The sequence below is a fragment of the uncultured Aquimarina sp. genome, assembly GCF_947500065.1.
Taxonomy (GTDB): Bacteria; Bacteroidota; Bacteroidia; order Flavobacteriales; family Flavobacteriaceae; genus Aquimarina.
The window spans coordinates 136,407-161,587 of the sequence record NZ_CANMQT010000008.1; the positions used below are offsets into that span (position 1 = coordinate 136,407).

Sequence of the window (25,181 nt, forward strand, 5' to 3'; positions counted from 1 at the left end):
ATTCTTCTTTAGAAAATTTAATACCAGAACCTTAAATTATATAACAAATTTAAATGTTAGAGATTTCTGAATTAAAAGCGAAAAAGCTTCCTGAGCTACAGGAAATTGCGAAAAATTTAAACGTACCTAAATTTCGCACCATGAAAAAATTAGACTTGGTATATCAAATACTTGACTACCAAGCTTCAAACCCTAAAAAAGTAAAAGAGGTTATTGCTGAAGATTCTTCTGCCAAAACAGAAAAACCTCAACCAAAACCAGCACTTCGTCAAAGAAGACCGCGCAAAGCACCGAACACCCAAGCTCCTTCTGCTAAAAAAGACGCAAATCCTCCTATAGAAAAAAACACACCTCAAAAACAGGAACCTCAAAAACAGGAACCTCAAAAGCAAGAATCCCAAAAACAGGAGCCTCAAAAACAGGAGCCTCAAAAACAGGAGCCTCAAAAACAGGAACCTCAAAAACAGGAGCCTCAGGAATCTAAAGAAGTTAAATCAGCTCCAAAAGAGTCGAAAGAAAATAAAAAGCCTCAGAAAAAGCACGAAGACAGAAAAGACGATAGAAAAGAGGACAGAAAAGATAATCGCAACAGAAATAACGACAAGCCTCAAAACAAAAACCGTAACACCAATAAAAAGGAAAGTAACGGCAACAGAGATAACGGCAACAGAGATAATCGAAACCGCTATAAAGAACCTGATTACGAATTTGATGCAATTATCCAGAGTGAAGGAGTGCTTGACATCATGCAGGACGGATACGGTTTTTTAAGATCTAGTGATTATAATTACCTTTCTTCTCCTGATGACATATATGTATCTCAATCTCAAATAAGACTTTTTGGACTTAAGACTGGTGACACAGTTCTTGGACAAGTAAGGCCTCCTAAAGAAGGTGAAAAATATTTCCCGTTAATCAAGGTAAACAAGATTAATGGTATGGATCCACAGGTAGTAAGAGACAGAGTTTCGTTTGAACACCTTACACCACTTTTTCCTCAGGAAAAATTCAAACTAGCAGAAAGACAAAGTACTATATCCACAAGAATAATGGATCTGTTTTCTCCTATCGGAAAAGGACAGCGTGGTATGATCGTATCCCAACCAAAAACAGGTAAGACCATGCTACTGAAAGATGTAGCCAATGCAATTGCCGCTAATCATCCTGAAGTATATCAAATGATATTACTAATTGATGAACGTCCTGAAGAGGTAACCGATATGCAACGTAATGTTAGAGGAGAAGTTATCGCATCTACATTTGACAAAGAAGCTCACGAGCATGTTAAAATCGCTAATATCGTATTAGAGAAAGCAAAAAGATTAGTAGAATGCGGTCACGATGTTGTAATTCTACTAGATTCGATTACACGTTTAGCACGAGCATACAATACAGTACAACCTGCATCTGGTAAGATTCTTAGTGGTGGTGTAGATGCCAATGCATTACACAAGCCAAAACGTTTCTTTGGAGCAGCACGTAATATCGAAAATGGAGGATCACTTACCATTATTGCAACAGCATTAACGGAAACAGGATCTAAAATGGACGAAGTTATCTTTGAAGAATTCAAAGGAACTGGTAACATGGAACTACAATTAGATCGTAAAATATCTAATCGTAGAATTTTCCCTGCCATAGACCTTACATCTTCAAGCACCCGTCGTGATGATATTTTATTAGATGAAAACACAATACAGAGAATGTGGGTAATGCGTAAATACCTTGCGGATATGAATCCAGTAGAAGCAATGGAATTCATTAACGAGCGTTTTAAACAAACACGCAATAATGATGAGTTTCTGATTTCCATGAACGGATAAACACGCACCATATAATACACAAAAAACGGCTGTTCATTTTGACAGCCGTTTTTTTTATTTACAATTTATTTAAACCCGAACATACATATATATAAGTAATTTTGTTTTTAACAAGTATAACCTGAAAGGTTTAGAAATAAACCTAGACTACTATTTCATAAAAAAAATATTATGAGAACTTTATTCTACAGCATATTCACCATTTCGATTTTATTATTGAGCTGCCAAGGAAACAGCCAAACCCATGATCAAAAAAAGACAGCATCTCAAAACCACAACATTACTCCAGTTCAAACTAAACCACTTAACGGACTAGAGCGAGCTTACTTTGCTAGCGGATGTTTTTGGTGCGTAGAAGCAATCTATGAGAGCATAAAAGGAGTAGAAGAAGTTATCTCGGGCTATTCTGGCGGGCATACTAAAAACCCAACATACGAATCAAGTAATACAGGTCGCACTGGTCATGCAGAAGCCGTAGAAGTTTTATACAATCCCGAAATTATCACCTTCTCTTCTTTAGTCGACGTATACTTTGGATCCCAAAATCCAACCCAAATAAACGGACAAGGTCCCGACAGAGGTTCTCAATATCGATCCATTATATTCTACCAAAACACGAATCAAAAAGACATTATCCAAAAAAAGAAGGATTCACTTAGCAAAAACCTAAATCGAAAAATCGCAGCAGAGGTTATGCCTTTTCAAAAATTCTGGAAAGCAGAAAACTACCATCAAGATTACGAAAAGCTGAACCCATACAACAGATATATTCAAAATGTTTCTATACCAAGACTAAAACGATTTCAAAAGAAATTTCCCGAGTTAATCAAGAACACACATTAATCGATTTCTAAACACCAACCTACAGATTCTTAACCAAAAGAATCACATCCTCACTAAAATCGTACACAAGAAATAAGGTCAGCCATTTCTGACGACGCCAAAATCTACGCTTAAAACAGACAACAAAATCAACTTTTTTAAGAAAAAAGAAGATTACTATTTCACTAAATTCTATATTTTATTTAACACTCAAACAAGCTTTTACACATTTTTAAAATTGCAAAAGCATATTAATATAAACATCTTAATATCAAAAGTATACAAATCATAATGCGGAAAATACCCTATTTAGATCTTAAGAATATATTATGCATGCATAGTTTTTAATGTTAAAGTATTGTGAAAATAAATATTTACAGCTTTCAATAACCTCCAACAAAAAGAATCGCAAGAAACCATACAAAGTCAAATCCACCCATACCGACTTCAACCCCTGTGAATACAGCATAAATCAGTTGTAATACACAAAATAATCGTTGAAAAACACAAATTGATTAAAAAAAAAGTAGATTTTTATGCAAATAAAACCAAAACAAGTTGTGTTTTTAATATTAATAACTTACTTTTGTTTATAGTTTAAGAGTTTTCAACTCAGCTAATTAATTAACAAGTTTAAACTTACACTAAAGCAAAACATGTCTAATTAACTGAAAAACAAGCACTTAAATCAACTAAAGTTCTTTAAAAATTATGATTTTTAACACAACAACAGGTTTTGTTAATAATTTAAAAATGTCATAAAATATAGTTTGGCATGTTTTTTGAGAATGCAATTTTTAAACAATTACTTTTAAAAACTATTTAAAAGAGGATAAAAAAAAGCAAAAAAGATTAACACCTTTTTTATAAAGAACCCTAATCTGCTTTATTTTGAATTTTAATTATGTAAACACAGAAAGATTATGAAATCAATTTTTACATTTATTTTACTATTGGTGATGACTTCGACGACTTTCGCTCAGATAACCAATTTGGACAGCTATTTAACAGCTACCGCCAAACTAGAATTACGAACAGGACCAGGAGCTAATTTTGATATTATAGCAGAGATTCCTCAAGGAACTCAGGTATATGTTATTAGTTCTGGATATGGAGACTGGAGTACTGTCCAACACAAAAACGGTAATGGATTTGTACAAACAAAACTTTTAGCTCAAGATAACAGTCTTGCTGAAGCTGATAGAGCTGCAAAAGAAGCTGAAGCTAAAAGAAAAGCTGCTGAACAAGCTGCTAATCTAGCAATAGCAGCTGCTAATAAAGCTGCAGAAGAAGCTGCAAGAGAAGCTAGACTTGCTATCGCAAGAGCTGAGCAGAGTAAAAGAGAGGCTGAAGCTAGTGCTGCCGCTGCCGCTGCCGCCGCTGCTGCTGCAAATCAAAATAAAAGTGCTCAAGAGAGAAGAAGACTTGCTGAATTAGCGGAAACGCAAAAAGCACTTGAAGAAGCAAACAAAAGAACTTTAGGTAATACAGATACGGCATATACTCCTATTGAATCAAAGACTGCTTCTAATGGTAGTAATGCAAATACGTCTAGAACTTCTGCTGCACCATCAAAAGTTACTAGAGAAGATAAGTTCGCTAGCTGGGAGAAAAAGACCTATAAATCAGGAGCTACTCCAAAATCTTTTAACAAATTCAAAGGTAAATATGAATATAAGCTAGACAACTACCTAAAATTACAGGTAGGAAAGAATACTGATGTTGTTGTTAAACTAATAAAATTAGGAAAAACAGAAAAAGATGATGAAACTGTAAGAATTGTTTTTGTAAACAGTAATCAAACTCAATACATCAGAAATATCCCTGAAGGAGAATACCAATGTATTATTGCATATGGTAAAAACTGGAAAGAATCAACACCAAAAAACGGAAAGCGTCAAGGAACTTTTACTAAAAACGCTTTATACGAAAGAGACCCATCAATATTAGATTTTAGAACAATTAAAACTGAGGACGGTATTAATGTTCCTTCTTTCAGTTTGTCTTTGGATCTTCTACCTAATGGTACATTGGAATACGGTAATAGTTCTAATGATGATGATAAAATTACATCACAAGATTTCAACGCATTCTAAAAAATTAGAGTTATTTAAAAATATATTTTATTATCACCAATAATAAATGTAAAATAAAAAAGGCGCCAATATTTGGCGCCTTTTTATATTTCAAAAAATGAACATACCACATCTTCACAAAACAAGTGAGTAATAGTTTCTGTTCATCATCAGAATTACATTCATTACTATCCAGGAAATACTCCTCTTGTTGTTTAAATTTACTGGAAAATAAAATTCAAATAAAGGCATATGGATAGAACTATCAATTTTTATTTAATATGTCTTGCATAAAAAAGCCCTAGTGTTTGAAAATCAAACTCTAAGGCAATATCTTATATTTTGCTGTTATTTCTAGTCAGGACATTATCAACTATAAAAAATAGAAACCCAATAATTATCCATTATTACGATGTCTTTCTCTAGCTAGTAACGTGTTTTTAAGAAGCATCGCTATTGTCATAGGGCCAACTCCTCCAGGCACTGGAGTAATAAATGAAGCCTTTTTACTAACATTTTCATAATCTACATCACCTACTATCCTATATCCTCTTTCTCTTGAGTCATCTGCAACTCTTGTTATACCTACGTCAATAACCACAGCATCATCTTTCACCATCTCAGCCTTCAAAAAATTAGGAACACCTAACGCAGAAATAACAATATCTGCTTGAGATATAATCTGCGTAATATTTTTAGTATGACTATGTGTTAATGTAACAGTTGAATTACCTGGCCATCCTTTTCTACCCATCAAAATACTCATAGGTCTCCCTACAATATGACTCCTACCTATCACCACAGTATGTTTCCCTTTGGTATCCACATTATAGCGCTCTAATAGTTCCAAAATACCAAATGGAGTCGCTGGAATAAAAGTTGACATATCCAATGCCATTTTACCAAAATTCATCGGATGAAATCCATCTACATCCTTATCGGGATCTACAGCTAACAATACTTTCTGAGTATCAATTTGTGGAGGCAAAGGTAACTGAACTATAAATCCATCAATATTCGAATCTTCATTCAATTCTTTTATTTTGGTTAATAGCTCTATTTCACTAGTCGTACTCGGCATTTTAACTAACGTAGACTCAAAACCTATTCTTTCACACGCTTTAACCTTGCTACCTACATAGGTAAGACTAGCTCCATCATTTCCTACTAAAACCGCCGCAAGATGCGGAACTTTCTCGCCTCGATCTTTCATTTTCTGAACTTCGACAGCAATTTCGTTTTTAATATCGTTGCTTACTTTTTTTCCGTCTAAAACTTCCATATTCGACCCCTACTCTATTTTATAAATTATATGTTGCGTTACAAGTTATTTCATTTTACCCATCATTTGCATCATGCGTTTTCCTCCGCCTCCTTGCATCATCTTCATCATCTTACTCATCTGATCAAACTGCTTGAGTAATTGATTTACCTGCTGAACGGAAGTACCAGATCCTTTACCGATACGTTTCTTTCTACTAGCATTTATAATTTGAGGTTTTGTTCGTTCATCTGGCGTCATTGAATGAATAATAGCTTCTATATGCTTAAACGCATCATCATCTATATCCACATTCTTCATCATTTTTCCAGCTCCTGGGATCATACCAACAAGGTCTTTCATATTTCCCATTTTCTTTACTTGTTGGATTTGTTTCAAGAAATCGTCAAACCCAAACTGATTCTTAGCAATTTTCTTCTGAAGTTTTCTTGCTTCTTCTTCATCAAATTGCTCCTGAGCTCTTTCAACAAGGGAAACTACATCTCCCATTCCCAAAATTCGATCAGCCATACGAGAAGGATAGAATACATCAATTGCCTCCATCTTTTCTCCAGTACCAATAAATTTTATTGGTTTGTTAACAACAGATTTAATAGAAATGGCTGCTCCACCTCTAGTATCACCATCTAACTTAGTCAGAATAACACCATCAAAATTTAAAACATCGTTAAATGCTTTTGCCGTATTCACAGCATCTTGACCTGTCATAGAATCTACAACAAATAATGTTTCACTAGGAGTAACGGCTTTATGGATATTAGCTATCTCGGTCATCATCACTTCATCCACTGCTAAACGACCTGCAGTATCTATAATCACCACGTTAAACCCGTTAGCCTTCGCATGAGCAACACCTGCTTTTGCAATAGCAACTGGATCATTATTACCTCTGTCACTAAAAACCTCTACATTTATTTGCTCTCCTACTACATGTAATTGATCTATCGCTGCTGGTCTATATACATCACAAGCAACTAAAAGTGGTTTTTTAGTTTTCTTATTCTTTAGAAAGTTTGCCAGTTTACCAGAAAAGGTGGTTTTACCAGACCCTTGTAATCCTGACATCAAAACCACAGAAGGGTTTCCTGACAGATCTACTTCTGCAACTTCTCCACCCATCAATTCAGTCAACTCGTCTTTAACGAGTTTCACCATTAATTGACCTGGCTTAAGACTTTTTAATACATTTTGTCCTAATGCTTTTTCTTTTACAACAGCTGTAAAATCTTTTGCAATTTTATAGTTTACATCGGCATCTACTAATGCTCTACGAACCTCCTTAAGTGTCTCAGCGACATTTATTTCAGTAATTTGACCGTGGCCTTTTAGAATATGTAACGCCTTATCTAACTTATCGCTTAAATTATCAAACATATGCTTTCTTCAGGTTTTTCAACATCTACTTTTCTAGTAGACAGGTGCAAATTTAATGATTTGAAGTGTATTAATAAAGGAAGATGAATCGAATTATCTATTGTAATTTGACAAGAAAATTATATTCAAAATATGTATATAAAAAAACTATTGAAGAGTTACTTAAAACAGTAACTTCTTCAATAGTTCATTTAATGTTTCTAGAGTAGGCTAACCCTAATATAACACTTAATAAATAATATAATAATTAGTAACTTAAAAACCCAAAGCATTTGGTTGAAGGGGGTTGAGGGAAATAACCAAATGCCTTGAATCTTTAATTATCTAGAAACATACTATAATGCAGGAAGAATTACTTTATCAATCGCATGAACAACACCATTTGCTGCCTGTACATTGGTAACGATAATATTACTTACCCTATCATTAGCATCTGTTAACGTTAGATTCATAGCATCTGCGGTAATATCACCTCCAAGTGTTGTTACGGTTCCACTCATTAAATTTTCCTCTCTAACATTTGCCTCTGCCACAACATGAAGATTTAAAGTAGCAGTCAATGTAGCTTCTGGAATATCGGCTAGAGAATCTACACCATCAAGTTCAGCTATCAGACTTGTAAACGCATCATTAGTAGGTGCAAACACAGTAAAAGGCGCTGGAGATGTTCCATTGGCAGTACTTAGTGTAGCAACATAATTCTCATCTAATTGATCATCTCTAGTAAGAGCAGATACCAGACTACTAAAGGTTGCGTCTGCCGCTGCAAAAGTTACAACTGTCGGCAATGTAACAACTGCATCTACCTTATGTATAACACCATTAGATGCCACGATATCGGCTTGACTTACAGTAGAAATTCCATTAAATGAAACACCACTATCTGTATTAATATAAATACTCAAATTATCCACAGTATCACCGTAAGTAGCTAATGTGTTATCGTAACTTGTAGTAAGGGAAGTCGAAACATTTGTTCCCGCAATCACATGATTTAATAATATCTGTTCTAAAGCAGCTGCAGATAGCCCTGAAATATCCCCAAGAGCGTCAAACGCATCATTATCTGGAGCTAATAGGGTCAGGTTACTATCTTCTCCTTCTAAAACTGCAGCAAAATCTGTATCGAATCCTGACGTTGTAGTTGCAACAGTTGCTAAGGTAGAAAGATTACTATCTAAACCTACGAAAGTAAGCATTGTTGGTAATGGAATTACTTTATCTACGGCATGAATAACACCATTATCTGTCATTATATCAGGAGTAGTAACCGTTGATACACCATTAATAACTACACCATTTGAAGTATTGATATACATATTAATAGCGGTACCAGCGTTTGTTGCTATATTTTTAACATATCCTGTGGTAAGATCCGTAGAAGTTTCAGTAGTAGCTAATACATGATTTCGTAAAAGTTGTTCTAATGTTTCTAAAGGGACATCATCTAATGATGCTCCATTTAAAAACTCGGTAAAGGCAGCGTTATTTGGTGCAAAAACGGTGAAATCACCATTTCCATTTAAAGTAACATCTAAGCTTGTTTTTTCTAAGGCTGCTAACAAAGAACTATAATCTGCATTATCTGTAACAAAATCTGTTATAGTCATCACATCAGGTATAAATGTAGTATCGTCATCATCGCTACAGGAAGCAATTGAAATAACAAATAATACTAAAAAAGCTTTTTTGAAGAAATTTTTCATGTTATTGGTTTTAATTTTATAATTAATTGTTCGATGATGAAACAACTGATAACTTAAAAATGCTACCTAAGAAATTGATTTTAATATTTTTTTAACTTTTTGTTTAATTTTTTAGTTAAAAAATTAAACAAAAATCTATCCATCATTCTCTTCACAAGACGTTTCAAAAGTCAAAATTCTAGATAACAACTCATCATTATGTCTTATTTCAAAATACTCTCCATTATTAATAAGTACTCTAATAGGATAATTTATGGCAACAACTGTATTTTCATTCAGGTTTTCCATAAAACCATATACTTGTGCATCATGAATCACTTCTGTAGTATTAATAATATTACTATTAGCATCATAAGTTGCAAATCGAAATGGATATACAAAATCCACACATTCTATATCATCATCCATTATTTCGCAACTATCTGCTAATGATTGTAATTCTGTTTCATTTTCAATAATTTCTTCTACATGATTGTCTAGAGTTACAGTTACAGGAAATTGAATTTGAATATCATCAGATTGACTCAATCGATCATAATCATCTAATTGATCAATTACAAGTTCATCTGTCATATTAAGAACAATAGTATATGGTAAATTGATACTGTAGCAATTACCACCATCCACTAAATCATCATAAGAACCATCGTGAGTAACAATATTTTTCATTAACTGCGCTAATTGCGAATTCTTCGGAATTGTATTATCATCATTAGGGTTGATAACCTCGCGTTCTTCTTGCTGGCAAGAAACCATAAAAAAAGAACACATAATAAATACTCTAATCATACCATATCTCGTCTTTTTCATATTGTTCTTCTTCATTTAATTTACTATAATAACAATTTAAGAACTGAAACTCCCACTAGGTTAAGTTTTTTTTTACTTTTGAAAAAAAAATAAAATGCCGAAAGACCTCTTCAAAAATGTTTGTGAAGATAGATTGTTTACAGAACTTTTTGTGAAGCATTCTAAAAATCTTCACGACTTTGTTTATTATAAATACGGTGAACATATAAATCCTAAAGACCAAGTTCAGGAAGCATTTATTAAACTTTGGGATAACTGTAGTAAAGTTTCTTTAGATAAAGCAAAAAGTTTTTTGTTTACCGTTGCAAATAATCTTTCTCTAAATCAAATAAAACATGAAAAGGTAAAACTAAGGTATCAACAAATAGAAAAATTGGACAGAACTAATGAAAGTCCACAATTTGTATTAGAAGAAAAGGAGTACCTTCTTAAATATCAAAAAGCACTCTCTAATTTAACTGAATCTCAGCGAGTAGCTTTTCTTATGAACAGAATTGAAGGTAAAAAACATAAAGAAATTGCCATTTTACTAGGCATTTCAAGAAAAGCTGTAGAAAAAAGAATTTATGGCGCTCTAGAAAAATTAAGGAAAGATATAGACGGAATTTAAAAAAAAAAAATTAAAACAAGGTAGGAGTTTAAGCCTATCAATTGTTATAATAACAGGAATCTTGTTATGAAAAAGAAGGATCTTATAAACAAGTGGTTGAACAACGAACAACTCACTAAGCAGGAATCAGAGGCGTTTGAGCAATTGGACGCCTATGATTCTTATGTAAAGATATCAGAAACTGCCAAAAAATTTAGCGCTCCAGATTACGATATAAAAAGCAATCAAGAAAACCTTAATGAGGAATTGTCTGGGCGAAAAAGAATTACTACAAAAAATTCTTATCGTAAAACATTCATGCGGATTGCTGCTATTTTTGTGATTGGAATAGGGGTATATTTTTCATTTTTTAAGGAATATGACATAACATTCAGTACCGCGGTAAGTGAAAACTCAACTGTAGAGTTACCTGATAAATCTACTGTAAAACTTAATGCTCTGTCGTCTGTACGATATAATAAAGAAAATTGGGCTAAAGAACGTAAAATCACATTGAATGGAGAAGCCTTTTTTTCAGTTGCTACTGGTAAGAAATTTGATGTACACACCTCATCTGGAGTGGTAAGTGTTATTGGTACTCGTTTTAACATCAAACAAAGAGACGATTTCCTTGAAGTTATTTGCTACGAAGGTGTAGTTAGTGTTACTATCGCGGATCAAACAAAATTTTTAAGAGCTGGAGATATTGTGGAACATTCTTCAGGTAATATAACAGAGAAAAAAAATCATCATTTAGAACCTCAGTGGATCTCTAAGCGAAGTTTATTCTATAGCATTCCATATGCAAGTGTTCTGAAAGAATTGGAATGGCAATATGGAGTCACGATAAAAACAAAAAATATTGATCCATCTATTCTATTTACGGGTAATTTTGTACATTCAGATATTCAAATGGCATTAAAATCAATTACGATCCCAATGCGTTTGAAGTATGTAATTAAAAATAAAACCGTAACCCTATACAAAGAGTGATTAAAACCAAAATCCTCGTTTCAATTATTCTATTTTTTTTTGTTCTTTTTACGGCAACTTCTCAAACCGAAAAAGATAGGTACTCCCTTATATCTATTTTAAATACTATTCAGAAAAAATTTGGGTACGATTTTTCATATGTAGATAAAGAATTAGACGGTATTAATATTACTAGATCTATTGATTTTGTATCTTTTGAAGAAACTATTAAATACCTGGAAAGCAGTACTCCGTTTAACTATAACATACTTTCAAACAATACAGTAGCGATCAGCTTTAAGCCTACAGAAATCTGTGGAATCCTAAAAGGCGTTGATAACATAATTATTTCAGATGCTACCATTCAAGGTCTAAACAATGCTACAATTAGCGATTCAGAAGGAAAATTTACACTTAAAATTGATTCCCCTAATGAAGAAATTAAAATTAATTACCTAGGATACTCATCGCTAACAATCTCCTCACTGGATTTTATTGGAAACCCTTGTAAAAAAATCATTTTAACTCAAAAAATTGAATACATCAACGAAGTTATTCTTAATGATTATTTGATAAAAGGAATAGACAAACAACTAGATGGTTCTATCCTGATAGATTACAATAATTTTGGCATTCTTCCAGGTCTTATAGAACCGGATTTATTACAGACAATACAAGCACTTCCAGGGGTACTAAGTGTTAATGAAACGGTTTCAGATATCAATGTTCGTGGCGGAACTAATGATCAAAACCTCATACTCTGGGATGGCATAAAAATGTATCAATCTAGTCACTTTTTTGGTCTTATCTCTGCATTCAATCCTTACCTGACTAAAAACGTTCAGGTATATAAAAATGGATCCAGTGCTAGATATGGTGATGGTGTTTCTAGTGTAATAGCAATGAACACATCCGATAAAATTAATAACGAGTTAAACACCAGTATTGGTTTAAATCTAATAAGTGTAGATGGTTATATAGACACTCCTATTGGCAAAAAATCTTCTATTCAATTGGCTGTAAGACATTCTATAAATGGAGTTTTAGAAACACCTACGTATAATCAATATTTTGACAAAGCATTTCAGAATTCTGAAGTGATTGATAGTGATAATTCTGATGAACGATTTTCTTTCTATGATACAAGTATGAGATGGTTGTATCAAATTTCACCAAAAGATCTTATCAAAATAAACGCACTAATAATGCGCAATAACCTCATTTTTCAGGAAAATTCTTCAAATAATCAAATCGAGATTTCCAGAGAAAGTAGTATTAAACAAAACAATATTGTAGGTGGTATTTTGTATCAACGTAATTGGAGTGAACTCTTTCAGAGTGAACTGCTTTTTTATGGGACAAACTATAAATTAGAGGCGATTAACTCCGATATACAAAGCGACCAAAGACTTTTGCAAGAAAATGATGTTCTCGAAAACGGTTTAAAATTAAATACGCTACTTAAAATTGATTCAAATATTAGTTTAAAAAACGGATATCAATTCAATGAAACCGGTATATCATATCTTCGAGATGTGAACAACCCTACTTTTGGGGACCGCACAAAAGAAGTGGTTCGTACACATAGTCTGTTTTCTGAAATTGCATATACATCTGAAAGTGGCTCTTTATATACCAATTTAGGTGCTCGCCTTAATTATTTAGAAAAATTCAATACCTATATTTTTGAACCTCGTATCAATTTTTATAAAAGGTTTACAAACCATTTTACGTTAGAATTTTTGGGAGAAATCAAAAGTCAATCTACCTCACAGATTATTGATTTACAGAATGATTTTTTGGGTATAGAAAGTAGAAGGTGGGTACTATCTAATGACAAAGATATCCCTATCATAAAAAGTAAACAAGCCTCTATTGGTCTTAGTTACAACCATAATAACTGGTTAATAACCACAGATATTTATTATAAAGATGTCGAAGGTATTATTACACGTAGTCAAGGGTTTCAAAATCAGTTTGAATTCATTAATGATCACGGTAGTTACTCTGTTTCCGGAATTGATTTTTTGATCAATAAAAGATTCAAAAATTTCAGTACTTGGCTCAGCTATTCTTATGCGGATAATGAATACACTTTTAATAATTTAGATCCCACTAACTTTCCCAATAATATAGATATACGGCATAATATAAATTTTGCAGCTGCATATAACAAGAATAATCTAAAGATCTCTACAGGGATCAACTGGCACAGCGGAAAACCAACTACTTTTCCTAATCCGGACAACATAATCGAAAATAATACTATAACCTACCTGAGTCCAAACAGTTCTCAATTGGATGGATATATAAGAGTAGATGTTTCTTCTACCTATACTTTTAAAATTAACAAAAACATAAGAGGTCTTGCAGGAATTTCTATCTGGAATATTTTAGATCAAGAAAATATTTCTAATCAGTATTATACTATAAGAAATCAAAATGAAATCGAAGAGGTTAAAGAATTTGGTTTAGGTATTACTCCAAATGCAGTTTTCCGTTTAAATTTCTAAATATTCTTTACACCGTCATAGCTAATCACATCTTCACCACCAGCTACTTTTTCAACAGTTTTAATTATTTTGAAACCATTTTTTTCAAAAAAACCTTTTGTATTAGAATTAATATTAGTGGTTAAGGTATCTATACCAGCTTCTTTTGCTACCTGTTCCAAAGTCTCGTATAATTTCTTAGCGATACCTCTACCCTTATAATTTTGATGAACAAAAACATATTCTATCTCTCCACTTTTACTAAGTGTGAATGAACCTATAACCTCTCCATTTAGTTTTGCATTATATATAAAATCATTCACGAATTTTTGTTTCCAATGATTTTTATCTAATGCTAATCTAGAAAATATTTTCACCTCTGATTTGGTGAAAATCTTAGAACCATAAATGGTAACCGTTTGGTAAAACAGGCGTTGCATTAATGGCAAATCACTGTCAGTAGCTCTGGAGATTTGATAATTCATTTATTAAAGCAGAAGAAAACTTCCTTTATTATGGGGTAAAACAACATTTTACATAAAAATAAACAAAAAGAAACAAGAATGAAATTTTTTGTTAAAAAAAACATAAAATATGAAAAAAATACAGTAATTTAAAGGAGCCCTAAAATATTTTTATGAAACAAACCTACTTCTTTCTTACAATATTAATGCTATTTATTAGCGGCGTGATCTTTTCTCAACAAAAAAGATTGGACAGTCTAATTAAAACCACAACATCTATTGCAGACTCTTCTAATATCAACCTAGCTAGTGATCTAATATACCAACTAAGTATAGATGAGAAGTATGATGAGGGTTTAACTTTTTGTGATACCTTTATAAGGATATCGAAATTCATAAAACATCCTAAAGGCACTGGTAGAATCTACATAGAAAAAGCTAATATCTACAACATTACTGACAAATCATTTAAAGCAATGCAGTCCTATGACCAGGCAGAAAACTACTTTCAAATCGCTAAATATGATAGAGGTATAGCAGTTACTAACAATAATAAATCAATTATTGAACATAGATTAGGGAATCTGGAAAAAAGTATAAATCTATTGTTAAAAGCGAACGTGTATTACAAAAAACTTAACGACAGTATTAGTTTAGCAGACACTTTTAACAACATAGGCAATGTCTATCATACACTAAAACAGACAGCTTCAGCAAAAGAATATTACAAAAAATCTATAGCAATTAAACGTAAAAATGAACTTAAAACTCTAGGGTCTACTTTAAACAATCTTGCCTTAATCTATATTGACACCAAAGAAATAGACACTGCAATTGTTATCTTAAACGAAGCACTCGAAGAAAATAAAAAACAAAATGATAGCAGGAGTATGTCTGGTACTTATAGCGCTTTAGGAAGAATACATCTAGACCAAAAGAATTATAATAAGGCCAAAGAATATTTTGAAGCTTCTATGTTTGTTGGAGGAAAAATAGAATATAAAAGACGATTAGTTATTACTAAACACGCATTGGCTGCCATAGCCATTAAAACAGGTAATCTAAATGAGGCTGAAAGACATCTTAACGATGCCAGAATAAAATCCGGAGAACTTAATTCTATATCACAGTTATTAGTAAACTACAAATATACAGCTCAATTAGATTCGGCAAAAGGTAATTTTGCTAGTGCATATGAATGGCAAAAGAAACATCAAAACTTATTAAATGAAGAAACCAAAATAGAGAAAAGAAAAAACGTATCAATAACTCAACAAAAATTAGAAAATGAACAAGAACAACAAAAAACCATAGAAAAACAGCGATTAAATGAGCTAAAGGCAAATGAAAATTTATTACTTCAAAAAATATACACCTATATTGTCATTGTTGCTTTAATAGTAGCTATGACATTTATTGTATTCATTGTAAAAAGTAGATTAGAACGTGCAAAATACATTAATCAACTAAATGAGACCAATCAAGTAAAAAACAAGTTATTCTCTATCGTGTCTCATGATCTAAAAAACGAAATACACGGCTTAAATAACACCCTTAATTTATTAAAGAATGATATCATTTCGGAAAAAGAATTTAAAGCAATAATACCTATGCTTTCCGATAGTACTCATCAAACTACCATATTATTGACCAATCTCTTAAATTGGTCAAGATCCCAGATGAATAAATTACAAGCTAATCCCACTATGTTGGATTTTACGGAAATCATAAAAGATAAATTTAGATTTTTTGAATCCAGGGCCTCCCAAAAAGGAATTAAACTCGTCAATAAATTAACTGACGCTACCCTGGTATATGCTGATAAGGATATGAGTACCATTGTGACACAGAATTTAATAGCAAATGCTATAAAGTTTTGCAATTCCGGAGATACAATTACCATTTTCAAAAAAGAAGAAGAAAACTTAATTCAAATCTGTTTTTTTGATACCGGAATTGGAATTTCTGAAGAAAATGTAATCAAACTATTTTCTGAAGAAACTATAAGTACCAAAGGAACGGACAATGAAACAGGTACAGGATTAGGATTAAAAATATGCAAAGAACTTATCACTCTTAATCGAGGAACTCTAGATGTAGAAAGTACGCTCGGAGAAGGAAGTACTTTTTGTATTACCTTACCTAAGACTTCGGATGTATGATGCATTAATTATTACATACGCTCAGGAACCTGAACTCCTAATAGCTTAAATGCAGATTTAATGGTCGCACCAACTACTCCCGAAAGTTGCACTCTAAAAACCTTTTCATCTTCAGAATCTGCTCCAAATATTGAAACATTCTGAAAAAATGAATTGTAAGCTTTTACCAATTCATAGGTGTAATTAGCTATAATTGCCGGGCTTAAATCCTGCGCTGCATTCTGGATAATTTCAGGATATATCTCTAATAGTTTAATCAGCTCTTTCTCTTTTCCATCTAACGAGATATTTTTCACTGGATTATTCCATGCAAAATCAGCTTTACGCAAAATTGCTTGAATCCTTGCATATGTATACTGAATAAAAGGCCCCGTATTACCTTGGAAATCCACCGACTCTGTCGGATCAAAAAGTATTTTCTTTTTAGGATCAACTTTTAGAATAAAGTATTTAAGTGCTCCTAGACCAATTGTGCTATATACATTATTCTTTTCTTCGTCAGAATATCCTTCTAATTTTCCTAAATCTTTAGAAATCTCTCCTGCTGTTTCTGACATTTCTACAATAAGATCATCCGCATCAACTACAGTACCTTCTCTACTCTTCATTTTACCACTAGGTAAATCTACCATTCCATAGCTTAAATGATGTAAATTTTCTGACCAAGCATATCCTAATTTTTTAAGAATCAGAAAAAGCACCTTAAAATGATAATCCTGTTCGTTAGCCACAGTATAAATCATACCTCCAATGTCTGGATTATCTTTAACACGCTGTATGGCCGTACCAATGTCTTGAGTCATATATACTGCTGTACCATCACTACGTAATACTAACTTTTCATCCAAACCTTCATCAGTAAGGTCACACCAAACAGATCCGTCTTCTTTCTTAAAGAATACACCGCTAGCAAGACCTTCTTCTATATTGTCCTTTCCTAAAAGATAGGTGTTACTTTCATAATAATAGCTATCAAAATCGACACCTAATGTCTTATATGTTTGATCAAAACCTGCATATACCCAACTGTTCATGGTTCTCCAAAGTTTTACAACATCTTCATCTCCAGCTTCCCATTTTCTAAGCATTTCTTGGGCTTCCATTAAAATAGGAGCTTCTTTTTTTGCTTCTTCTTCTGTTTTTCCTGAAGCGATCAACTCTGATATTTCGCTTTTATATTCCTGATCAAACTTTACATAATAATTACCTACCAGTTTGTCTCCTTTTAACCCGGTAGACTCTGGAGTCGCTCCATCCCCAAATTTTTGCCAGGCTACCATACTTTTACAAATATGAATCCCTCGATCATTAATAATCTGGGTTTTATATACTTTTTTACCACTAGCTTTAATGATTTCTGCTACCGCATACCCTAATAAGTTATTTCTTACATGGCCTAGATGCAGTGGTTTATTCGTATTGGGAGAAGAATATTCTAGCATTATCGCCTTATCCTCTTCTTTTGGAGTTACGAAACCATAATGTTCTGCATCTTTTATACCAATAAAGAAATCCAAATAATATTGATCGGCAATTACAAGGTTAAGAAATCCTTTTACCACATTAAACGCAGTAATTTCCTCAACATGATCTACCAAATACGTACCTATAGCTTCTCCTATCTGAACAGGATTACCCTTTACTATGCGTAGCATAGGAAAAACTACTACAGTAATATCACCCTCAAACTCCTTACGAGTTCCTTGTAGCTCGACGGATTCTAGGTTTGCGCTATACAGTTCTTTTATTGCTGCTTTTACCTGTTCTGATATGGTTTGCTGTAATGTCATTTTATGAGTTGTATTTGATATAAAAATCAGGCAGCAAAGATAATAGAAATATAATCTTCTACCATCTCTATAGGCATCAATTCGTATCTTGTAAAAAAGAAAAAATGCTAGTTAATAATACCTATAGAGATCCTGATCTTAAAAAGAACCTAACTAAACAGGTAGGTAAACCATTTACTATAATGCAAAGAATAAAGTTGGGCGGTATTGGCTCTCCAAAACTTCATATTACAGAATGCAGTAAAGAAATTACTAACTTATTGATAGCGGATAGCAGCATAAATACCTGTAACATCGAGCTAAGACCAAAAGGTATTTTAGTGGGTTTCGGTGTACGATTAGAAACCTACCTTTTAGTTATCCCATTTTATAAACTAACTATCTACAAAGAAAAAACTGATGAATACTGTATCTACAAAGACAATTACTTTATTAAGTTTAAAGCTAAGAACGCAGAAACTGCCATTCATAATTATATAAAGAAAGTATTAAGCTATAAAGCAAATACTAGTTCTACTGACATTAAGGATTTATAGCCTATTATTTCTATATGATTAATAAATCATATAGAATTCCAGTAATTTACATATGAGATTATACAATTTATTTCTTTGTATCTTTTAACTAAAAAGATGCGGATATTACTCACAGGTGCCAATGGCTATATTGGTATGAGATTACTACCTTTATTATTAGATTTCGGCCATGAGGTAATTTGCTGTGTGAGAGATAAAGACAGGCTCTCTATAGATCATGAAATGGCGAAAAAAGTTTCCATTGTTGAAATAGATTTTTTAGAAGATCCAACTCTTAATGCACTTCCAAATAATATTGATATTGCCTATTATCTCATTCATTCCATGAGTTCATCAACTTCCGACTTCGACAAAAAAGAAGAAATCTCCGCTAAGAACTTCAACATTCTTGTAGCTCAAACTAATATTAAGCAGGTAATCTATCTAAGCGGCATTGTAAATGAAAAAAATCTGTCTAAACATTTGTGGTCTCGAAAGAATGTTGAAAAAACTCTCTATGAAGGAAGCTATAATCTTACTGTATTACGTTCGGGGATTATCGTAGGGTCTGGAAGTTCTTCTTTTGAAATTATTAGAGATCTGTGCGAGAAGTTGCCTCTTATGATTACTCCAAAATGGGTAAACACCAAGACTCATCCCATCGCCATTAGAGATGTATTAAGTTTTATGACTGGAGTATTAGGTAATTTTAAATGTTACAATCAATCATTTGATATTAGTGGACCGAAAGTGATTACGTATAAACAAATGCTCTTGTTATATGCAAAAGTGCGCGGTATTAAGTTATTTATTTTTACGTTACCTATTATGACACCCAAACTTTCTTCTTATTGGTTGTATTTTGTAACCTCTACATCCTATAAGCTCGCATTAAATTTGGTTGACAGTATGAGTATTCCTGTAATTGCCAATGACAATCGTCTACAGGAACTATTAGGTATTGAACCAATGACATACACTAAAGCGTTAGAACTAGCATTTATCAAAATAGAACAAAACCAGGTAGTTTCTAGTTGGAAGGATTCTATGATTAGCGGACGTTTTGATAAGGATATACAGAAATATGTAACAGTACCGAAAAAAGGTTGTCTTAGGGATAATAAAAAAATAAAAATAAACAATCCAGATCAAGTAATCGAAAGAATCTGGGCAATTGGTGGAAAAACTGGTTGGTATTATGGAGATTGGATGTGGAAAATAAGAGGTCATATTGATAAATTTTTTGGCGGAGTTGGGTTAAGAAGAGGAAGAACCAATCCTGATAAAATTAATTCTGGAGATGCTTTAGATTTTTGGAGAGTTCTGGTTGCGGATAAAAATGAGAAACGTTTATTACTTTTTGCCGAAATGAAAGTTCCTGGAGAAGCCTGGTTAGAGTTTGATATTGATAAAAATAACGTACTTCATCAAACGGCTACATTTAGACCAAGAGGTATTTGGGGTAGATTATACTGGTATCTTATGGTTCCTTTTCATTACTTCATATTTGATGGAATGATACGTAACATAACATCCAATAAATACAAAAAACATAGATAAAAAGACCAATTATATCGATAAATAGCAATTTTTCGATGAAATATTAGTATTTTTGTTAAAAAATAAATGCGGAGATCATTCCTATTTCTTATTCTTTTAGTGTTTACTTCCAGTTGTAGCACAAAAAAAAGTGATGATCCACAACTAGACGATTTCGTAAAACTATTATCAGGGAAGTTTTCTTCTAAAAAACAATCAGAACTAGAATCAGGGTATTCCGCAATTAGTCTTATTAACGAACCTATTTGGAAAGGTAGATCAGGGTATTGGTTATATCAGGAACTATATGATGAAAAAAACAGCACCTTAATGTACAATCAAAGAATTCTGAATATTCGAAGAGTAGATAGCGTTACCCTTAGCAGTGTCAGTTATATTATTCCAAATCAAAAAAAATACACCAATGCCTGGAAAGATGTATCTCTTTTTAATCATTTGAATATTGACAGCTTAAAGATCAGAGAAGGGTGCGATGTATATTTCAAAAAGAAAACCTCTACTATCTATCAGGGAAAAACTAAAAAGGGAACTTGTTCAAGCAGCTTTAGTGAAAAAATATCCTATACAACAGGGAATATAGTGATTAGCAGAAAAAAAATCACCTCTTGGGATAGAGGTTATGATCATAATGGAAAACAGGTATGGGGTAAAATTCAAGGACCTTATAAGTTTATTCGTGTTTCCGAAAATTAATTAAGGATTAGTCCATAAAATCTCCTAATGTTTTATTTTCTAAAACTTTTAAAGTATTATCCCTCACTTCAATCATTAGCTTGTGTACGGTACAAGCATCCTCATCAGGACAATCATCACATTTTTCATAAAAATTCAAACTCACACAAGGCAACATTGCTATAGGCCCTTCTAACACCCTTATTACCGCAGCCATTGAAATTTCTTTAGGTTCTTTAATCAAGTAATATCCACCACCTTTTCCTTTCTTGGAACCCAATAAACCGTTTTTACGAAGTGTAAGTAATATACTTTCTAAAAATTTTTGAGAAATATTTTCGCTCTTAGCTATCTCGGATATTAATACAGGATGTTCACACCTTTTTCTGGCGATATAAGTCAACGCTTTTAATCCGTATTTTGTTTTCTTCGAAAGCATCTGATAAATTTATTATACTCAAAAATAGTCAAAAGATATCACATCGTATTTTAACTAATGTCTTATACCTATTATTAAGTTCTGGTAATCACAAATGTAATAATACGAATGGTGAAAATTATTTTTTCGGAAGAAAAACTTCTGCCATCATACACCGAGCACTTCCTCCACCTAATTTTTCTATTGTTTGCAAATCACTATGAAGAATTGCACAATGTCCTTCTATTTTTGATATTTGATCCTTAGACAAACTATTATATGCTGCGGAAGACATCACCAAATATGGTTTTTCATTGGCGCCAACTACCTGTAACATATTTCCAGCAAAGTTATTTACCTGATCTTCAGTAATTTTAATTATTTCCTTGCCATCATTCTTTAGATGATTTATAAGATTTTTACGTTCTTTTTTATCATCTATGCAATCCACACATACCACCACAAAAGTCTCCCCAATTCCCATCATAACATTAGTATGATAAATTGCTAATCGTTCATCATTAACCGTTTGATATGCAGTAAAAATGACAGGAGTATACTCAAAATCTTCGCAGAATTCAATAAGCAATTCTTCATCAGCTCGTGCTGATAATGCACAGTATGCTTTTTTATGTACTCTATCCAAAACAAGACTTCCAGTACCTTCAAGAAAAACATCGTCCTCTTCTGCCTCTGTGTAATCAACTATGTTTTTTATTTCAAAACCAGTATTTTCAATAATATCAAGTACTTCAGGACGGCGTTCTCTTCTTCTATTAACGGCAAACATTGGATATAAACCTACATCTCCATTTTCGTGAAAAGAAACCCAGTTATTCGGAAAAATAGAATCTGGTGTATCATTTTCTAACTTATCCTCTATAACAACAACATTAACGCCTATTGATTCGAGCTTTTCTATAAAAACATCAAACTCTTTTTGTGCTTTTGCATTAACGTCTTCTACACTATTATCCGACGCATTCTGATAATAGTTATTAACTGCTGTTTGTTCGTTCATCCTAAACTTAACCGGACGAATCATTACTATAGTATTTGTAATTTGTTTCATTATCTAATCTCTTATCAATGGCATTGTAGAACAACGTAAAAGACCCTCTTGCTTTGCTATTTCCGAATAAGAAACCTCTTCTACCGTTATATTAAAGCTACGTAGCCAAGTGTTTAATCTAGTAAAACTTTTCTCAGAAATCACCACATCTTCTGATATAGAAAATATATTTGAATTCATATAATACATTTCATCTCTATTGATATGAAATAGGTTCTCTTTTCCAAAAAAGTCAACTAAGTACTTATAATCATCTAAATTTCTAAATCCTTCTTTATGAATTATAGCTTTATTTTTACCTACAGGTTGAAAACAGCAATCTAAATGTAAGGCATTATCTCTTGGGTCATCCATAGATTTATTGAGATCAAACTCCTTGACTATTTTATTTGGAAAAAGCGATTTAATATATTCTACCCCTTTCATGTTTGTTCTTGCTACAATACAATCACTGTAATCTTCTCCTTTATAGGTTCCTATAAAAATATGATCATTATGAATGATAATATCACCTCCTTCAAAATGAATATCCTCCGATGGGGCTTTATATACATTTTCAGGATTAATTTGATCAATAACATACTGAATAGCTTTAATTTCCTTTTCTCTATCGGGAAGTATATTTGATTTTATAAATTTATTCTCGATAACTAATGCAATGTCTCTTGCAAAAATCTGATTATAACTATCTAATATTTCAGGTCTATATACTTTTACTTCATATTTCTCAAAAACTTTCGCAACCCCTTCCATTTCCGAAACCATATCTGACTCTTTAGGATAGCTGCCAGCTTTGATATGTTCTATAGATTTAGGATCATATGCTTCTTCAATTTTTGGAATTGGACCATTACTTACAGCTGTCCCTAATACAACTGCTCTAAGTCTTGAAGTTTCATTTTTAATATTTAATTTCAATGGTCTGATTTTAAGGTAAAATTATCGTTTCTAATCAGCTTTACTGATTGAACAAATATAGGAAGAGGTATTATTTTGATACTAATTTTATTCAAAAAAAATATCAACTTTTTATCAAATTCTGAAATTAGCTATTTATTAAAACTATATATTGATAATTTCACAAAAAAAAGGGTGTTGAAGTAATTCAACACCCTTTTCATTTTAAAAGCTTTCTTATCTTTCAGAAACTGTCTTAAATGCTCTATAATTTTCTCCAACATATATCTGTCTTGGTCTACCAATTGGTTCCTTACGAAGACGCATTTCTCTCCATTGCGCAATCCAACCAGGTAATCTTCCTAGTGCGAACATTACCGTAAACATCTCTGTAGGTATTCCTAAAGCTCTATATATAATACCGGAATAGAAATCTACATTAGGATATAATTTTCTCTTCACAAAATATTCGTCTTCTAAAGCAACTTTAGCAAGACCTTTAGCAATATCAAGAACAGGATCTTCTATTCCTAAATCTCCAAGAACTTCTTCTGCAGCTACCTTAATTATCTTAGCCCTAGGATCAAAGTTTTTATATACTCTATGTCCAAATCCCATTAAACGGAAAGAATCTTCTTTATCTTTTGCTTTGTTTATATATTTTGCTGTGTCTCCTCCATCTTCTTTAATCGCCTCAAGCATTTCTATAACCGCTTGGTTTGCTCCTCCATGTAATGGACCCCATAAAGCAGAAATTCCCGCTGATAATGATGTAAATAGTCCAGCATGAGAAGAACCCACAATTCGTACTGTTGAAGTTGAGCAATTCTGTTCATGATCTGCGTGTAGAATAAGTAACTTATCTAAAGCATCATTAACAATTTTATTAGCTTCATATGTTTTATTAGGTCTTGAGAACATCATTTTATGTAAATTCTCTACATATCCTAATGAACTATCTCCATAATCTAAAGGAAGACTTTTACGCTTTCTCATAGTCCAAGCTGCAAGAACGGGGAACTTAGCCATTATTTTCACTATGGCATTATACATAGCTTCTTCAGAATCCACATCTACAGACATTGGATTAAAAGCTATCAACGCACTTGTTAAAGAAGAAAGAACTCCCATCGGGTGTGCACTCTTTGGAAATCCATCAAGGATTCTCTTCATATCTTCATCTACATGAGATTCTTCTTTTATATCTTTATCAAATTTATCTAGCTCTTCAGCTGTCGGTAATTCTCCAAAAATCAATAAGTAAGCAACTTCCAAAAAATCAGCTTTCTCAGCTAACTCTTCTATAGAATATCCTCTGTATCTTAGAATTCCTTTTTCTCCATCCAGAAAAGTGATTGCGCTCTCACAGCTTCCTGTGTTTTTAAATCCAGGATCTATGGTGGTTATACCTCCTGTGGCGCTTCTAAGAGTTTTGATATCAATTCCTAATTCTTGTTCAGTTCCTTCTATTATTGGGAACTCATATTTGTTACCGTCGATTTCTAAAGTAGCTTTTTTTGACATTGTGATTATTTAGAATTTTGCTGTTATAATAAGGGTTGCTAAATTACAAAATATAGTGTTAATATATTATTAATCGCACTATCTATTTTGACCTTACAACATTGCTTTAAAATTATTCACAAAAAAAAGAGGAAGTATTACTAATCCTCTTTTTAAACATAT

Annotated in this window: 20 protein-coding genes; 10 read left to right on the forward strand and 10 right to left on the reverse strand. The window is 32.5% G+C overall.

What is annotated here, in order from left to right:
* Window positions 1-53 precede the first annotated feature (53 nt).
* The 3 genes from rho to Q0975_RS20685 all read left to right on the forward strand — a co-directional run bounded on the left by rho (window position 54) and on the right by Q0975_RS20685 (window position 4,741).
* Window positions 54-1,823, forward strand: coding sequence for a transcription termination factor Rho (gene rho / locus Q0975_RS20675; RefSeq protein ID WP_299440196.1), 1,770 nt, complete (start codon window positions 54-56; stop codon window positions 1,821-1,823).
* Between the two features lie 171 nt (window positions 1,824-1,994).
* Window positions 1,995-2,666 (forward strand): peptide-methionine (S)-S-oxide reductase MsrA, encoded by a 672-nt coding sequence (msrA, locus tag Q0975_RS20680; RefSeq protein ID WP_299440198.1) that lies wholly within the window; start codon window positions 1,995-1,997, stop codon window positions 2,664-2,666.
* 902 nt (window positions 2,667-3,568) lie between these two features.
* Entirely contained in the window at window positions 3,569-4,741 is a 1,173-nt protein-coding gene (locus tag Q0975_RS20685) for a hypothetical protein (protein ID WP_299440200.1), read from the forward strand.
* A 376-nt stretch (window positions 4,742-5,117) separates the two neighbouring features.
* Here Q0975_RS20685 and Q0975_RS20690 read toward each other — a convergent pair whose 3' ends face one another.
* From Q0975_RS20690 to Q0975_RS20705, 4 genes are all read right to left on the reverse strand, one after another.
* Window positions 5,118-6,002, reverse strand: coding sequence for a bifunctional 5,10-methylenetetrahydrofolate dehydrogenase/5,10-methenyltetrahydrofolate cyclohydrolase (locus Q0975_RS20690; protein WP_299440202.1), 885 nt, complete (start codon window positions 6,000-6,002; stop codon window positions 5,118-5,120).
* Between the two features lie 45 nt (window positions 6,003-6,047).
* Window positions 6,048-7,376, reverse strand: coding sequence for a signal recognition particle protein (gene ffh, locus Q0975_RS20695; protein ID WP_299440204.1), 1,329 nt, complete (start codon window positions 7,374-7,376; stop codon window positions 6,048-6,050).
* A 335-nt stretch (window positions 7,377-7,711) separates the two neighbouring features.
* A complete protein-coding gene (locus tag Q0975_RS20700) occupies window positions 7,712-9,082 on the reverse strand; it encodes a fasciclin domain-containing protein (protein ID WP_299440206.1) in 1,371 nt (456 codons plus the stop codon).
* 135 nt (window positions 9,083-9,217) lie between these two features.
* Window positions 9,218-9,892, reverse strand: coding sequence for a hypothetical protein (locus Q0975_RS20705; RefSeq protein WP_299440208.1), 675 nt, complete (start codon window positions 9,890-9,892; stop codon window positions 9,218-9,220).
* A 94-nt stretch (window positions 9,893-9,986) separates the two neighbouring features.
* Between Q0975_RS20705 and Q0975_RS20710 the strand changes: the two genes are divergently transcribed.
* The 3 genes from Q0975_RS20710 (at window position 9,987) to Q0975_RS20720 (ending at window position 13,966) form a co-directional block, all read left to right on the forward strand.
* A complete protein-coding gene (locus tag Q0975_RS20710) occupies window positions 9,987-10,502 on the forward strand; it encodes a sigma-70 family RNA polymerase sigma factor (protein ID WP_299440210.1) in 516 nt (171 codons plus the stop codon).
* A 66-nt stretch (window positions 10,503-10,568) separates the two neighbouring features.
* Window positions 10,569-11,474 (forward strand): FecR family protein, encoded by a 906-nt coding sequence (locus Q0975_RS20715; protein ID WP_299440212.1) that lies wholly within the window; start codon window positions 10,569-10,571, stop codon window positions 11,472-11,474.
* Window positions 11,471-13,966 carry a TonB-dependent receptor plug domain-containing protein gene (locus Q0975_RS20720; RefSeq protein WP_299440214.1) on the forward strand — a complete coding sequence of 832 codons (2,496 nt, stop codon included), beginning with the start codon at window positions 11,471-11,473 and terminating at the stop codon, window positions 13,964-13,966. The genes Q0975_RS20715 and Q0975_RS20720 overlap by 4 nt, the downstream gene beginning before the upstream one ends.
* On the opposite strand, the gene Q0975_RS20725 is transcribed toward Q0975_RS20720, so the two are convergent.
* Complete coding sequence (locus Q0975_RS20725) at window positions 13,963-14,430, reverse strand: GNAT family N-acetyltransferase (protein WP_299440216.1); 468 nt, start codon at window positions 14,428-14,430, stop codon at window positions 13,963-13,965. The two genes, Q0975_RS20720 and Q0975_RS20725, sit on opposite strands and share 4 nt — an antisense overlap.
* Window positions 14,431-14,582: 152 nt before the next feature.
* Here Q0975_RS20725 and Q0975_RS20730 point away from each other — a divergent pair, with 152 nt between their 5' ends.
* Entirely contained in the window at window positions 14,583-16,571 is a 1,989-nt protein-coding gene (locus tag Q0975_RS20730) for a tetratricopeptide repeat-containing sensor histidine kinase (RefSeq protein ID WP_299440218.1), read from the forward strand.
* A gap of 11 nt (window positions 16,572-16,582) precedes the next feature.
* On the opposite strand, the gene argS is transcribed toward Q0975_RS20730, so the two are convergent.
* Window positions 16,583-18,361 carry an arginine--tRNA ligase gene (gene argS / locus Q0975_RS20735; protein ID WP_299440220.1) on the reverse strand — a complete coding sequence of 593 codons (1,779 nt, stop codon included), beginning with the start codon at window positions 18,359-18,361 and terminating at the stop codon, window positions 16,583-16,585.
* Window positions 18,362-18,465: 104 nt separating this feature from the next.
* Between argS and Q0975_RS20740 the strand changes: the two genes are divergently transcribed.
* From Q0975_RS20740 to Q0975_RS20750, 3 genes are all read left to right on the forward strand, one after another.
* Window positions 18,466-18,897, forward strand: a complete 432-nt coding sequence (locus Q0975_RS20740; RefSeq protein WP_299440222.1) for a hypothetical protein — start codon at window positions 18,466-18,468, stop codon at window positions 18,895-18,897.
* 96 nt (window positions 18,898-18,993) lie between these two features.
* Window positions 18,994-20,436: an SDR family oxidoreductase gene (locus Q0975_RS20745; protein WP_299440224.1), complete on the forward strand. Its 1,443-nt coding sequence runs from the start codon at window positions 18,994-18,996 to the stop codon at window positions 20,434-20,436.
* A gap of 66 nt (window positions 20,437-20,502) precedes the next feature.
* Window positions 20,503-21,129, forward strand: coding sequence for a chromophore lyase CpcT/CpeT (locus tag Q0975_RS20750; protein WP_299440226.1), 627 nt, complete (start codon window positions 20,503-20,505; stop codon window positions 21,127-21,129).
* A gap of 7 nt (window positions 21,130-21,136) precedes the next feature.
* Here Q0975_RS20750 and Q0975_RS20755 read toward each other — a convergent pair whose 3' ends face one another.
* The 4 genes from Q0975_RS20755 to Q0975_RS20770 form a co-directional block, all read right to left on the reverse strand.
* Window positions 21,137-21,547 carry an Rrf2 family transcriptional regulator gene (locus Q0975_RS20755; RefSeq protein ID WP_299440228.1) on the reverse strand — a complete coding sequence of 137 codons (411 nt, stop codon included), beginning with the start codon at window positions 21,545-21,547 and terminating at the stop codon, window positions 21,137-21,139.
* Between the two features lie 118 nt (window positions 21,548-21,665).
* A complete protein-coding gene (gene ctlX / locus Q0975_RS20760; protein WP_299440230.1) occupies window positions 21,666-22,598 on the reverse strand; it encodes a citrulline utilization hydrolase CtlX in 933 nt (310 codons plus the stop codon).
* 3 nt (window positions 22,599-22,601) lie between these two features.
* On the reverse strand, window positions 22,602-23,516 hold the full coding sequence (locus Q0975_RS20765) for an amidinotransferase (protein ID WP_299440232.1): 915 nt from the start codon (window positions 23,514-23,516) through the stop codon (window positions 22,602-22,604).
* A 216-nt stretch (window positions 23,517-23,732) separates the two neighbouring features.
* Window positions 23,733-25,019, reverse strand: coding sequence for a citrate synthase (locus tag Q0975_RS20770; RefSeq protein WP_299440234.1), 1,287 nt, complete (start codon window positions 25,017-25,019; stop codon window positions 23,733-23,735).
* Window positions 25,020-25,181: the final 162 nt, after the last annotated feature.